The organism is Pseudomonas sp., assembly GCF_050739775.1.
GTDB lineage: Bacteria > Pseudomonadota > Gammaproteobacteria > Pseudomonadales > Pseudomonadaceae > Aquipseudomonas.
This window is the reverse complement of sequence record NZ_JBOICA010000020.1, coordinates 63,608-77,594: the sequence shown is the minus strand read 5'-3', so window position 1 is coordinate 77,594 and position 13,987 is coordinate 63,608. Positions and strand designations below refer to the sequence as shown.

Sequence of the window (13,987 nt, the reverse complement as noted above, 5' to 3'; positions counted from 1 at the left end):
CGTCTAGTCACCCGATAAAGAAAAGCCCCGGCGAATGCGGGGCTTTTTTGACTCAGATATTGGCGTCCAGGAAGGCTGCCAGCTGAGACTTGGACAGTGCGCCGACCTTGGTGGCCTCGACGTTGCCGTTCTTGAACAGCATCAGCGTCGGGATACCACGCACGCCGTGCTTGGCCGGGGTTTCCTGGTTATCGTCGATGTTCAGCTTGGCGATGGTCAGTTTGCCCTGGTAGGAAGCGGCGATGTCGTCCAGAACCGGAGCGATCATTTTGCAAGGGCCGCACCATTCAGCCCAGTAGTCGACCAGCACCGGGCCTTCAGCCTTCAGGACTTCGGCTTCGAAGGTGGCGTCAGTGACGTGTTTGATAAGATCGCTGCTCATGGAAGTCTCCAAGGTCGTAAGCAAAAAAACGTGGCCCATCATAGCCGCACCGGCGACTTACAGGAAGTCGCGGACGATTGAGTGTAACTATAGTTGTGCATGACCGCGCATATCATCGCCGTCAAGGAAAGTCATATTTCCTCAATCAACCTGCCCCATATCAAGCCTTGATAAGCTGCGCGTTGGCGTCAGCCCTGGATCGTGGCAGGATTGCCGGGTTATCGACCGAGAAACCATGACCATGCCGCAAACCACAGCCAAGAATCTGTCCTTGATCGCTGCCATCGACTTGGGCTCCAACAGTTTCCATATGGTTGTGGCCAAGGCCCACCATACCGAGATCCGCATCCTTGAGCGGCTCGGGGAAAAGGTTCAGCTGGCCGCCGGGATCAACGAAGAGCGCCAGCTCAACGAAGAATCCATGCAACGCGGCCTGGATTGCCTCAAGCGTTTCGCCCAGCTGATCAGCGGCATGCCAGACGGCGCCGTGCGCATCGTCGGCACCAACGCCCTGCGTGAGGCGCGCAACCGCGGCGAGTTCATCCGCCGCGCCGAAGAAATTCTCGGCCATCCGGTAGAAGTGATTTCCGGTCGAGAGGAAGCCCGCCTGATCTACCTCGGTGTTTCCCACACCCTGGCCGATAACCCCGGAAAACGCCTGGTTGCCGATATCGGCGGCGGCAGTACCGAATTCATCATCGGCCAGCGTTTCGAGCCGCTGCTGCGCGAGAGCCTGCAAATGGGCTGCGTCAGTTACACCCAACGCTACTTCCGTGACGGAAAAATCACCCCGGCGCGCTACGCCCAGGCCTACACCGCCGCGCGCCTGGAGCTGATGAGCATCGAAAATGCCCTGCACCGCCTGACCTGGGACGAAGCCATCGGTTCCTCCGGAACCATCCGCGCCATCGGCCTGGCGCTCAAATCAGGCGGCATGGGCAACGGCGAGGTCAACGCCGAGGGCCTGGCCTGGCTCAAACGCAAACTGTTCAAGCTGGGTGAGACCGACAAGATTGACTTCGACGGCGTCAAGCCGGACCGCCGGGCGATCTTTCCGGCGGGCCTGGCCATCATGGAAGCGATTTTCGATGCGCTGGAACTGCAGCGCATGGACCACTGCGACGGCGCCCTGCGCGAAGGCGTGCTCTACGACCTGCTGGGCCGCCATCACCACGAAGACGTGCGTGAGCGCACCCTGACCTCGCTGATGGAGCGGTATCACGTCGATCAGGGGCAGGCCGCCCGGGTCGAGCGCAAGGCCCTGCACGCCTTCGACCAGGTGGCCGAAGCCTGGGACCTGGAGGACGGTATCTGGCGTGAGCTGCTCGGCTGGGCGGCCAAGGTACATGAGGTGGGCCTGGACATTGCCCACTATCAATACCACAAGCACGGCGCCTACCTGATCGAACACTCGGACCTGGCAGGTTTCTCCCGCGAAGACCAACAGATGCTCGCGCTGCTGGTACGCGGTCACCGACGCAATATTCCCAAGGACAAGTTCGCCGAGTTCGGCGAAGACGGAGCCAAGCTGATTCGCCTGTGCGTGCTGCTGCGCTTTGCGATCCTGTTCCACCACATCCGTGGCACCCAGCAAATGCCCACCGTCACCCTGCACGCCGCTGGCGACAGCCTGGATGTCGAGTTCCCAGCAGGCTGGCTGGAACAGAATCAGCTGACCCAGGCCGACTTCGGCCTGGAGGCCGAGTGGCTGGCCCGGGTCGGCTTCGTCCTCAGCGTACGCTGAGGACCGGGTTGCTCAGGCGCTCGAGCAGAGCCGCCTGGGCACTGCGCGGGTTCTGGTTGCCGGTTGGCGTGCTGCGCACATAGCGGCCGTCCGGTTGCAGGATCCAGGCGTGGGTATTGTCGGTCAGGTACCCTTCCAGTTCTTTCTTCACGCGCAGGATCAACTTCTTGCCCTCGACCGGGAAGCAGGTCTCGACCCGCTTGTCGAGGTTGCGCTCCATCCAATCGGCGCTGGAGAGGAACATCTGCTCCTCGCCGCCATTGAGGAAGTAGAACACCCGGGTGTGCTCCAGGAAGCGACCGATGATCGAACGCACATGGATGTTGTGCGACACCCCGGCAATCCCCGGACGCAGGCAGCACATGCCGCGTACCACCAGATCGATACGCACCCCTGACTGGCTGGCCTTGTACAAGGCGCGGATAATCTTCGGGTCGGTCAGCGAGTTGAACTTGGCGATGATGTGCGCAGGCTTGCCGTCGAGGGCGAACTGGGTTTCGCGCGCGATCATGTCGAGCATGCCCTTCTTCAGGGTAAACGGCGCGTGCAGCAGCTTCTTCATGCGTAGCGTCTTGCCCATGCCGATCAACTGACTGAACAGCTTGCCGACGTCTTCACACAAGGCATCGTCCGAGGTCAGCAGGCTGTAGTCGGTGTACAGGCGAGCGTTGCCAGCGTGGTAGTTGCCGGTACCCAAATGCGCGTAGCGAACGATCTCGCCCGCTTCGCGACGCAGAATCAGCATCATCTTGGCGTGGGTCTTGAAGCCGACCACACCGTAGATCACCACCGCACCGGCGGCCTGCAGACGGCTGGCCAACTGCAGGTTGGACTCTTCGTCGAAGCGCGCGCGCAATTCGATCACCGCGGTGACCTCCTTGCCGTTACGCGCCGCATCGACCAGCGCATCGACGATCTCCGAGTTGGCGCCGCTGCGGTACAGGGTCTGGCGCACGGCCAGGACGTGCGGGTCTTTGGCGGCCTGGCGCAGCAGATCGACCACTGGCGTGAACGACTCGAAAGGGTGCATGAGCAGGATGTCCTGCTTGCCGACCACACTGAAAATATTCTCGGCGTTCTGCAACAGCTTGGGAATCGCTGGCGTGAACGGGGTGTATTGCAACTCAGGGTGACTGTCCAGGCCGGTAATGCTGAACAGCCGGGTCAGGTTGACCGGACCATTGACCTGGTACAGCTCGCTTTCACTCAGGCTGAACTGCTTGAGCAGATAGTCCGAGAGGTGTTTGGGGCAGGTGTCGGCCACTTCCAGACGCACTGCATCCCCGTAGCGGCGCGAGAACAGCTCGCCACGCAGGGCCCGGGCCAAGTCTTCGACATCTTCGGAGTCCAGCGCCAGGTCGGCGTTACGGGTCAGGCGGAACTGGTAGCAACCCTTGACCTTCATGCCCTGGAACAGGTCATCGGCGTGAGCATGGATCATCGAAGAGAGGAAGACGTAGTTATCGCCAGGACCACCCACCTCCTCCGGAACCTTGATTACCCGCGGCAACAATCGTGGTGCCGGAATGATCGCCAGGCCAGAGTCGCGGCCGAAGGCGTCCACGCCTTCAAGCTCGACGATGAAGTTCAGACTTTTGTTCACCAACAACGGGAACGGGTGCGTCGGGTCGAGGCCGATCGGCGTGATGATCGGTGCGATCTCGTCGCGGAAGAAGCGCCGCACCCAGATCTTGAGTTTGGTATTCCAGTGACGGCGACGGATAAAGCGGATCTGGTGCTTTTCCAGCTCCGGCAGCAGCACATCGTTGAGGATCGCGTACTGGCGATCGACTTCGCTGTGTACCACTTCACTGATCCGCGCCAACGCCTGATGCGGCTGCAGGCCATCGGCTCCGGCCTGCTCACGGGCAAAGGTGATCTGTTTCTTCAGGCCCGCCACACGAATTTCGAAGAACTCATCCAGGTTGCTGGAGAAGATCAGCAGGAACTTCAGCCGCTCCAGCAACGGGTAGTTCTCATCCAGCGCCTGTTCCAGCACGCGGATGTTGAACTGCAGCTGGGACAACTCGCGGTGAATGTACAGGCTGCTGTCATCCAAACCGGGGATAGCGATGGCCGGTGCCGCCGGGGCAGGCGCTGGCGCAGGCGCCTCGAGCTCAGCCACAGGCTCAGGCACCGCAGCAGGCTCCGGCGGCGTTTCGAGCATCTGCTCCGGCACGGGCTGGGCTTGCTTCATCTCGATATCACTGAGTACTTCGTTATTCATCTGGCGTTCCTGAAGGGCGTTACTGCCCTCTCATCAATTGAGCAGCGCGAACAGCGAAATAGGTCAGGATGCCATCAGCTCCTGCCCGTTTGAAGGCCGTGAGGGATTCCAGGATCACTCCTTCACTGAGCCAGCCGTTCTGAATCGCGGCCATGTGCATGGCGTACTCGCCACTGACTTGATAGACAAAGGTCGGGACCTTGAATTCATCCTTGACCCGATAAAGGATATCCAGGTACGGCATCCCTGGCTTGACCATGACCATATCGGCGCCTTCGGCCAGGTCCGCAGCCACTTCATGCAGGGCTTCCTGGCTGTTGGCCGGGTCCATCTGGTAGGAGGCCTTATTAGCCTTGCCCAGGTTCAGGGCCGAGCCGACCGCATCGCGGAATGGGCCGTAATAGGCACTGGCGTACTTGGCCGAGTAAGCCATGATACGCACGTTGACGTGTCCAGCCAGCTCCAGCGCTTCACGAATGGCCTGGATACGGCCGTCCATCATGTCCGAAGGGGCTACCACCTGGGCACCGGCTTCGGCATGGGACAAGGCCTGACGCACCAGAGCATCGACGGTGATGTCGTTCTGTACGTAGCCTTCTTCGTCGAGAATACCGTCCTGACCGTGGGTGGTGAACGGGTCTAGGGCGACGTCGGTGATCACGCCCAGCTCCGGGAAACGTTCACGCAGGGCGCGGGTGGCACGCTGGGCGATACCGTCCGGATTCCAGGCTTCGGCACCGTCCAGGGATTTTTTCTCGGTTGGCGTCACCGGGAACAGGGCCAGGGCTGGAATACCCAGTTTCACCCACTCTTGTGCAGCTTCCAGCAACAGATCAATGCTCAGACGCTCGACGCCTGGCATCGAGGCCACTTCCTCGCGGCGATTCTCGCCATCGAGGACAAACACCGGGAGGATCAGGTCATCAACGGTCAGCACGTTTTCGCGAACCAGGCGACGGGAAAAATCGTCACGACGGTTGCGACGCAGACGGGTGGCAGGAAACAAACGGTTAGCGGGGGTAAAGCTCACGGCAGACTCCTGAGCCCGCGCAGGCGGGCGAGCGCGACAGTTATAAGCAGCCATTATGACGCTTGAATGACAGTCTGGGACAACCCTGCGACTTGAGGACGCAGCCATTGTCCTTGTAGGAAATGTTAACGTCGAGACACATTTGGATACTTTCCCCAACGGCCACGAAGGGTTAGGCTGCGCGTTCATTTCGCCAGCACCCAGAAAATGCTCCAACAATTCCTGCAGGATTTTGGCTACTTTGCCCTTTTTCTCGGCACGTTTTTCGAAGGTGAGACCATCCTGGTTCTCGCAGGCTTCCTTGCGTTCCGCGGATACATGGATATCAACCTGGTGGTCCTGGTGGCCTTCTTCGGCAGCTATGCCGGCGACCAGCTCTGGTACTTCATGGGTCGCAAGCACGGGCGCAAGCTGCTGGCGCGCAAACCACGCTGGCAGCTGATGGGCGACCGGGCGCTGGAGCACATTCGCCGCCATCCGGACATCTGGGTACTGAGTTTCCGCTTCGTCTACGGCTTGCGCACGGTCATGCCGGTGGCCATAGGCCTGTCCGGCTACCCACCACGCCGCTACCTGCTGCTCAACGGTATCGGTGCGGCGGTCTGGGCCCTGGCCCTGGGCGCCGCCGCCTATCACTTTGGCGCCATTCTCGAAGGCCTGCTGGGCAACGTGAAAAAATACGAGCTATGGGTGCTCGGCGGCCTGCTGGCCCTCGGCGGCTGCCTGTGGTTGCGTCGTCGCTTCAAGGCGGCGCGCGTCGCCCGCAAGGAGGCGGCTGCCATACAGGCCGAGCAAGCTGAGCAGGCTGTAGCCAAGCAGCACGACCCAGACCAGGACGGTGACCGGCCATAAGCCGGTGATCCCGGCCAGAACCATGGCCGGGACATTCAACCCCAGCCGTGCCAGTTCCAGCCTAAAGGCCCAGGGGCGACTCTCAAGCACCGTGCCGAACACAAACAACCCGAACGCCATCACCCCCCAGCCCAGCAGCAAAGCCGCACCAGACAACTGTTCAGCGTGCTCCATCAGGTAGCTGCCAAAGGCAACGTACACGGCAAACTGCAGCACCACATACACCTGCTGCGGCCAGCCCAGCGGCACTTCAAACTTGCGAAAACGGCTCAGGTCCTGCTTGGGTTGCGGAAAACGCTGCACAACATCTGCCGGACGCCAGCCAGTGGGCATGAACCAGATACGCACCTTGTCCCACCAACGCTCGGCGTGGCGCGCGTCATGCCATAGCTGGGCGTAGAACTGCAGGTTGGCCCATAAGGGATTCCAGCTGGCCAGCGGCGTGGTCACGCCGAAAATCACCGGCTCGTTGTCGTCCTCCTCCTGAAAGGTGCCGAACAGGCGATCCCAGACAATGAACACTCCACCGTAGTTGCGATCCAGATACAGAGGATTTTGCGCATGGTGGACGCGATGATTGGACGGCGTGATGAACAGCCACTCGAACCAGCCCAGTTTGGGAATGTGCCGGGTGTGCACCCAGAACTGATAGAGCAGGTTCAACGCCGCGACCGTGATGAACACCAGCGGCGGCACGCCCAGCACCGCCAGCGGCAGGTAAAAGATCCACGACAGCAGGAAACCGCTGCTGGTCTGGCGCAAGGCCGTGGACAGGTTGTAATCCTCACTCTGGTGATGCACCGAATGCGCCGCCCAGAGAATATTGCGCTCGTGCCCGAAGCGGTGTAGCCAGTAATAGCAGAGGTCGTACAAGACAAAGGCCGCTACCCAGACCCAGAGCGCATCGCCCGACAACTTGAGCAACGCCAGATGCTCCCAGGCCAAGGCGTAGGTGACCAGGCCGACACCCTTGGTCAGCAGGCCTGTGGTCGTCGACAGCACCCCGGTGCTGAGGCTGTTGATAGCGTCAGCCAGACGGTAGGTGCGCATGCCCCGCAGGCGGTCGGCGATCAACTCGACCACAATCAGGACAAAGAAGAACGGTACCGCCAACAGAATCAGATCCATGGGTCATCCATCTCCAGGCTATTGCCCAAGATTAGGCCTGGTTTGCAGGAAACCCTATGGCGACATCTGCCAATTTAGAGGACATTTAGCGCCTCGACTCGGGAGTAGTGAGCATGACCAAAAAAAAAGTTGCAGTGATTCTTTCCGGCTGTGGTGTCTATGACGGCGCCGAAATTCACGAGAGCGTGATCACCCTGCTGCGCCTGGATCAGCGTGGTGCCCAGGTGCAGTGCTTTGCGCCGAACATTGCGCAGATGCATGTGCTCAATCACCTGACCGGCGAAGAAATGCCAGAATCGCGCAACGTCCTGGTGGAATCGGCGCGCATCGCCCGCGGCAACATCAAGGACCTGCGTGAAGCCGATGCCAAGGACTTTGACGCCTTGATCGTGCCCGGCGGTTTCGGTGCGGCAAAGAACCTCTCGAATTTTGCCGTTGAAGGCTCGGGCTGCAGCATCCACCCGGATGTGCTGGCCCTGGCCGAAGCGTTTGCCGAAGCGGGCAAGCCGGTCGGCCTGATCTGCATCTCACCTGCCCTGGCGGCGAAGATCTACGGTCCTGGCGTGGTCTGCACCATCGGCAACGACGCCGACACCAGCGCAGCCATCGTCAAGATGGGCGGTACCCACGAAGAATGCGATGTCCATGACATTGTCGAAGATACCCAGCGCAAGCTGGTCAGCACCCCGGCCTACATGCTGGCACAGTCGATCAGCGAAGCCGCTGGCGGCATCTACAAGCTGGTCGACCGGGTGCTGGAGCTGACCCACGAAGCCGACTGAGTCGGCCCCCACAGCCCCGCGATCAGACCGGAAACTCACGCGCCAGACGCGTGAGGATGCGGTCCAGGGAATTGGCGAAGGCCTGTTTCTCACGGTCACCATAGGGCGCCTGTCCGCCACCGACCTGCCCCTGCTCGCGCAGGTCGGTGAACAGGTTACGCACTGCCAGGCGTTCACCCATGTTGCGCTCGTCGAACTCTCGCCCGCGTGGATCGAGACAGGCAACGCCGTTCTTGACCAGCCGGTCGGCCAACGGCACATCGCTGCAGATCACCAGCTCACCGGGCACGGCATGCTCGACCAGGTAATCGTCGGCAGCATCCGGCCCACTGGGCACGACAATCAACCTGACGCAGGCGAACGCCGGCTTGATCTGGCTCTGCCCGGCCACCAGCACCACTTGCAGCTGGCGCTTGAGGGCAAATTTGACGACCTGATCCTTGGCCGCCTTGGGGCAGGCATCGGCATCAATCCAGATACGCATGACAAAAAATTCCAACAAAAACGGGCCGACAGTATCCCCGCTCGCCCGCTCGGCTTCAAATCAACCCGCTGACACGCGCTGTTTCTCGGCCAGACGGCTGCGCCCGTAAAGAATCGCGATGGCCAGCAAGGCAACCACTTGCGCCGCCAGCGAGTAGGCATCGGCGTGGATACCCAACCAGTCGAAGTCAAAGAAAGCCACCGGACGGGTACCGAACACGCCAGCCTCCTGCAACGCCTTGACCCCGTGACCGGCAAACACCACCGACAAGGCGCACAGCAGCGCGGCGTTGATGCTAAAGAACAGTGCCAGCGGCAACTTCGCCGAACCGCGCAGGATCACCCAGGCAAGCCCGACCAGCAGCACTAGCGCCGTAGCGCCACCCGCCAGTACCGCCTGATGCCCGGCGGGTCCCGCCTGCAACCACAGCGTTTCATAGAACAGAATCACTTCGAACAGTTCACGGTAGACCGAGAAGAATGCCAGCAAGGCAAAGCCGAATCGCCCTCCACCGCTGACCAGGCTGCTCTTGATGTAGTTCTGCCAGGCTGCCGCATGCCGGCGATCATGCATCCACACGCCCAGCCAGAGCACCATGACGCTGGCGAACAGCGCCGTGCAGCCTTCGAGCAGTTCGCGCTGTGCGCCGCCGACATCGATGACATAGGCCGCCAGTGCCCAGGTGCCGAAACCGGCCAGCAACGCCAGGACCCATCCGGCGTTGACGCTACGCACCGCCGACTGCTGGCCGGTGTTGCGCAGGAAGGCGAGAATCGCTGCCAGCACGAGGATCGCTTCCAGACCTTCACGCAGCAGGATCAACAACCCGGAGATATAGCTCAGCGACCAGCTCAGGCCATCACCGCCCAGCAAGTCGGCAGCCTCCTTGAGTTTGGCCTTGGCCGCCTCCAGACGCTGGCTTACCTGCTCAAGCGGCAGGCCGTCCTGTAGCGATTGGCGGTAGGCCATGAGCGACTTTTCAGTGTCCTTGCGTACGTTGGCGTCAACGTTGTCCAAGGAGCTTTCGACCAGTTCGAAGCCTTCCAGGTAGGCCGCCACCGACAGGTCATAAGCCTGCTCGTGGTCACCGCTCTGGTAGGCCACCAAGCTCTTGTCCAGCGTGCTGGCGGTGTAGTCCAGCAACTGCGCCGGGCCACGCTGGACCTGTGGTGGCTGGGCGCGCTGGGCACGAAACACAGCCGCCGCTTGCAGCCCTTGCGAAGCTTCAACTTCCAAAGGTGTCTGGCGAGCCAGATCAGCGAGGTTGTAGGTTGTGTCGCCCTTGGCCTTGGCCGGGTCCGCGGTGAAACTGGCGACATAGGTGGCCAGGTCCCAGCGCTGACGCTCATCGAGCTGGTCGGCAAAGGACGGCATGTCAGTGCCTTCGATGCCTTGCCCCAAGGTGTTGTAGAGATCGAACAGGCTCAGTCGTGCCAGGCGTTCGCTGCTGCGCAGGTTGGCCGGCGGCGGCTCCAGGCCTACTCCCGCCGGGCCGTCACCGGCACCGGTGTCGCCATGACAGACCGAGCAGTGCTGTGCATACAGTGGCGCACCGCGGGTGGGGTCTGGGGTGATGATGGGAGCCTGGCTGACTTCATAGGCGAGCGCCAGCTTGGCACCGAGCTGGCGGGCCTGACGAGCGACGCTGGCACCGTCCTGACGTTGCTTGATCGCCTGGCGCAGGCTGGCCACGCCCTGCTCCAGAGCTTGCCGCTCGGCACGGGCCGGCAAGCCACTGACCAGGCCTTGCAGCACGTCAGTGAACTCCAACTGCTCGCGGTATTCCCCGTCATCCACGACCTTGCCCGCCTCGACCGTCGCCGGATAGTCGGCACCGATGTAGTCGAGCAGGTGCAATGCCTTGGCGGCGTTATCGACAGTGTCGGCCAGCAGAACAGAACTGCTCAGCGCCAGCACTGGCCAGAGCAGCCAGGCGAGCATGCGGGAACGGGGTATCATGAGCCAATCTCAAATAACAATGCGAGGTATTGCATTGTTCACTTCCAATGACGATCGCTCAAGGCTTGCGCGGCAATCTCTGTAAAATTTAGTGACAATTTCATCTTCGTTGCTGCCAAAACAAGAAAGGCGACCCGAAGATCGCCTTTCCTGAATGAACCGCAAAGCAGTCCAGAGGGGTCAAACCGGCGCTCGCCGAATCGTCGCCAGCAAGGTCGCAGCCCCCAGGAACAACCCGGCAAAGGTACGGTTCATCCGCCGCTGTTGCTTAGGCGTGCGCAGCAAACGCAACACCCGCGCCGCCAGTCCGGTGTATCCGGCCATGACCAACAGATCGACGGTGACCATGGTTGTGCTGATGATCAGGTACTGGGGCAGCAGCGGGGCATGGGGGTTGATGAACTGCGGCAGCACCGCCAGCATGAAGATCAGCGCCTTGGGGTTGCTGACGTTGACCAGAAAACCGCGAAACACCAGGCTCAGGGGCTTGCCGATAGGCCGTACGGCAGACTCGTCGCTGATGTCAGCCGGCAGGGCGCGCCACTGTTTGACGGCCAGGTAGACCAGGTAAGCAACGCCGAACCATTTGATCACCTGGAACGCGGTAGCTGACGCTGCGAGGATGGCGCCGACGCCGGCAGCAATGATCGCAATCTGCAGCACCAGGCCCAGCTGCAGGCCCAGGGCGTTCCAGTAGCCGCGCCAGAAGCCGTACTGCAGGCCACAGGACATCGAGGCAATAGCCCCGGCGCCCGGTGAGAGACTGATCACCCAGCAAGCGGCAAAAAATGCCAGCCACGTTTCCAACGACATCGCACACCTCGGCCAAAGCTTGTTACAAAGCTCTAAGCTAGTGCGCTGGCGAAAAAAGCACCATGATTTTTTTCAGCTACCGATCAACTGCCTGCGGTTTTGTCTTCGCCGACCAGTGGCACGACTTCAGCGCCACGCCAGCGCCTGACCGACTTCTGGAAGAACTGACTGTTGGGAACCTGAACAGTCGCCCCACCGGCCTCCGGCAATTCGATCAGCGTAGTGAACAGCAGGTTGATGGCCACCACCCGTCCTTTCACGCCGGGTTTGTCGATAGTCTCGACCAGCTCCACCACGTCGCCGATACGAAACGGCCCGACCGTGAAGATCAGCACCGCACACAACAGGTTCGACAACACACTCCACATGGCGAAGAACGCCACCGCCGCCACGGCCACGAAGCCGGACAAGGCCGTCCACAGCACCGTGGCAGAAACGCCCAGACGCTCGAGCACGAATACCAGCGCGCTGCCCATGATCAGCCAGCGCAGGCCGCCGCGCACCGGCATCATCAGCTCGGGGGGCAAGGGATAGCGTTCGCCCAGGCGCTTCAGGCAGCGCCCGACCAGGCGCTGCAGGACAAATGCGGCGCACAGGATCAGGAGAATCTGCAAACCCATCCAGAACGGTGTAATCCACTCCGGCGGCACTGGCAACTGCAACGACGCCATCAAGACAATGCCTCCAGCTCCGCCTGCATGGTCTCCAGCTGCTCAAGGGCGGCCATCCAGGCTTCTTCCAGCTCTGCTTCGCGGACTTTGACCTTGGCCTGCTGGGCCAGCAAGTCGCGCAGCTCGTCCTTGCGTGCAGCTTCGTAGAGGGCGCTATCACCCAGGCTGGCATCAATCTTCGCCAGTTGCTCATGCAGGCTGCCCAGTTCACGTTCAAGCTTGTCGGCTTCACGCTTGTGCGGGGCCAACTGCTGACGCAGCGCTGCCGCTGCCTGACGCTGGGCTTTCTTGTCGGTCTTGTCGGCGTTGACCGGCGTGCTACTGACCGGCGCGTTGCGCTGGCGGTACTCGACCAGCCAGCGGGTGTAGTCGTCCAGGTCGCCATCAAAGGTCTCGACCTTGCCGTCGGCCACCAACAGGAAGTCATCCGTGGTGCTCTTGAGCAAGTGACGGTCGTGGGAAACCACCAGCACCGCACCACTGAACTCCTGCAGCGCCATGGTCAGCGCCAGACGCATTTCCAGGTCCAGATGGTTGGTAGGCTCATCGAGCAACAGCAGGTTCGGGCGCTCCCAGGCAATCAGTGCCAAGGCCAGCCGGGCCTTCTCACCACCAGAGAAGTTCAGCACCGGCTCGTCGATACGCCCACCGCGGAAGTCAAAGCCACCGAGGAAGTCACGCAACGTCTGCTCGCGCTCGGTCGGCGCCAGACGCTGCAGGTGCAGCAACGGGCTGGCCTTGTTGTCCAGCGAATCCAGCTGGTGCTGAGCGAAGTAGCCCACCGACAGGTTCTCACCACGCACCAGGCGTCCGCCCAATGGCTCCAGCTCACCGGCCAGGTTCTTGATCAGCGTCGACTTGCCCGCGCCGTTGGGGCCAAGCAAACCGATACGCGCCCCCGGAGTGAGCTGCAGCTTGACCTTCTCGAGGATGGTCTTTTCGCCATAGCCCAGGCGGCCTTCGGACAGATCAAGCAAGGGGCTGGAGATTTTCTCCGACTCACGGAAGGTGAAATCGAACGGCGAGTCCACATGGGCAGCCGACAGCTCTTCCATGCGTTCCAAGGCCTTGATCCGGCTCTGGGCCTGGCGGGCTTTAGTGGCCTGAGCCTTGAACCTGGCGATGTACTTTTCCATGTGCGCGCGCTGGGCCTGCTGCTTCTCGTAGGCCTGTTGCTGCTGCGCCAGACGCTCGGCACGGGTACGTTCGAAGGCGCTGTAACCACCACGATAGAGCGTCAGTTTGCACTGCTCGACGTGGGCCACATGATCGACCACCGCATCGAGAAAATCGCGGTCGTGGGAAATCAGTAACAGTGTGCCCGGGTAACCCTTGAGCCAGTCTTCCAGCCAGAGGATCGCATCGAGATCCAGGTGGTTGGTCGGCTCGTCGAGCAACAGCAGGTCGGAGGGGCACATCAGCGCCTGGGCCAGGTTCAGGCGCATCCGCCAGCCACCGGAGAAGTCGCCGACACGGCGGTCCATCTGCTCGTTGGTGAAGCCCAGACCGGCCAGCAGTTTGCGGGCACGGGCATCGGCGGTGTAGCCGTCGGCGCTGTCAAGTTCGATATGCAGACGTGCCAACGCCGTACCGTCGTGGGCCGCTTCGGCGGCAACGAGGTCCACCTGAACCTTGCGCAGGCGGGCATCACCGTCGAGAACATAGTCGACCGCCAGCCGGTCGAGGGTGTCGACCTCCTGGCGCATGTGTGCGATACGCCAGTCAGCCGGTAGCTGACAGTCGCCTGAATCAGGCGTCAGCTCACCGCGCAGCAAGGCGAACAGGCTGGATTTACCGGCGCCATTGGCGCCGATCAAGCCGGCCTTGTGACCGGCGTGCAGGGTCAACTCGGCGCCTTCTAGCAGGCGCTGGGGACCACGCTGTAAAGTGAGGTTCGATAGTCTGATCATAATGG

Annotated in this window: 11 protein-coding genes and 1 pseudogene; 3 read left to right on the top strand and 9 right to left on the bottom strand. The window is 61.5% G+C overall.

Going from position 1 to position 13,987, the window contains the following annotated elements; all coding sequences use genetic code 11:
- Positions 1 to 52: 52 nt before the first annotated feature.
- Positions 53 to 382, bottom strand: a complete 330-nt coding sequence (trxA, locus tag ACRESH_RS12615; RefSeq protein ID WP_431742307.1) for a thioredoxin TrxA — start codon at positions 380 to 382, stop codon at positions 53 to 55.
- 241 nt (positions 383 to 623) lie between these two features.
- Between trxA and ppx the strand changes: the two genes are divergently transcribed.
- Complete coding sequence (gene ppx, locus ACRESH_RS12610; protein WP_431742323.1) at positions 624 to 2,126, top strand: exopolyphosphatase; 1,503 nt, start codon at positions 624 to 626, stop codon at positions 2,124 to 2,126.
- On the opposite strand, the gene ppk1 is transcribed toward ppx, so the two are convergent.
- Positions 2,113 to 4,293, bottom strand: a complete 2,181-nt coding sequence (ppk1, locus tag ACRESH_RS12605; protein ID WP_431742322.1) for a polyphosphate kinase 1 — start codon at positions 4,291 to 4,293, stop codon at positions 2,113 to 2,115. The genes ppx and ppk1 overlap by 14 nt on opposite strands.
- 79 nt (positions 4,294 to 4,372) lie before the next feature.
- Complete coding sequence (gene hemB / locus ACRESH_RS12600; RefSeq protein ID WP_431742306.1) at positions 4,373 to 5,383, bottom strand: porphobilinogen synthase; 1,011 nt, start codon at positions 5,381 to 5,383, stop codon at positions 4,373 to 4,375.
- Between the two features lie 207 nt (positions 5,384 to 5,590).
- Here hemB and ACRESH_RS12595 point away from each other — a divergent pair, with 207 nt between their 5' ends.
- Positions 5,591 to 6,235: a DedA family protein gene (locus ACRESH_RS12595; RefSeq protein WP_431742305.1), complete on the top strand. Its 645-nt coding sequence runs from the start codon at positions 5,591 to 5,593 to the stop codon at positions 6,233 to 6,235.
- A gap of 501 nt (positions 6,236 to 6,736) precedes the next feature.
- Here ACRESH_RS12595 and ACRESH_RS12590 read toward each other — a convergent pair.
- Positions 6,737 to 7,285 (bottom strand): annotated as a pseudogene (locus tag ACRESH_RS12590) (sterol desaturase family protein); the annotation flags it as partial.
- Positions 7,286 to 7,476: 191 nt separating this feature from the next.
- Between ACRESH_RS12590 and elbB the strand changes: the two are divergent.
- Positions 7,477 to 8,145, top strand: coding sequence for an isoprenoid biosynthesis glyoxalase ElbB (elbB, locus tag ACRESH_RS12585; RefSeq protein ID WP_431742304.1), 669 nt, complete (start codon positions 7,477 to 7,479; stop codon positions 8,143 to 8,145).
- Between the two features lie 22 nt (positions 8,146 to 8,167).
- Here the strand turns inward: elbB and ACRESH_RS12580 are convergent, their stop codons facing one another.
- The 5 genes from ACRESH_RS12580 to ACRESH_RS12560 all read right to left on the bottom strand — a co-directional run bounded on the left by ACRESH_RS12580 (position 8,168) and on the right by ACRESH_RS12560 (position 13,982).
- Positions 8,168 to 8,629 carry a YaiI/YqxD family protein gene (locus tag ACRESH_RS12580; RefSeq protein WP_431742303.1) on the bottom strand — a complete coding sequence of 154 codons (462 nt, stop codon included), beginning with the start codon at positions 8,627 to 8,629 and terminating at the stop codon, positions 8,168 to 8,170.
- Between the two features lie 60 nt (positions 8,630 to 8,689).
- Positions 8,690 to 10,588: an FTR1 family protein gene (locus ACRESH_RS12575; RefSeq protein ID WP_431742302.1), complete on the bottom strand. Its 1,899-nt coding sequence runs from the start codon at positions 10,586 to 10,588 to the stop codon at positions 8,690 to 8,692.
- Between the two features lie 180 nt (positions 10,589 to 10,768).
- Positions 10,769 to 11,401: a LysE family transporter gene (locus tag ACRESH_RS12570; protein ID WP_431742301.1), complete on the bottom strand. Its 633-nt coding sequence runs from the start codon at positions 11,399 to 11,401 to the stop codon at positions 10,769 to 10,771.
- Between the two features lie 83 nt (positions 11,402 to 11,484).
- Positions 11,485 to 12,072 (bottom strand): mechanosensitive ion channel domain-containing protein, encoded by a 588-nt coding sequence (locus ACRESH_RS12565; protein WP_431742300.1) that lies wholly within the window; start codon positions 12,070 to 12,072, stop codon positions 11,485 to 11,487.
- The gene (locus ACRESH_RS12560) at positions 12,072 to 13,982 is read right to left on the bottom strand and encodes an ATP-binding cassette domain-containing protein (RefSeq protein WP_431742299.1); all 1,911 of its coding nucleotides are present in this window, start codon (positions 13,980 to 13,982) and stop codon (positions 12,072 to 12,074) included. The genes ACRESH_RS12565 and ACRESH_RS12560 overlap by 1 nt, the downstream gene beginning before the upstream one ends.
- Positions 13,983 to 13,987 lie beyond the last annotated feature (5 nt).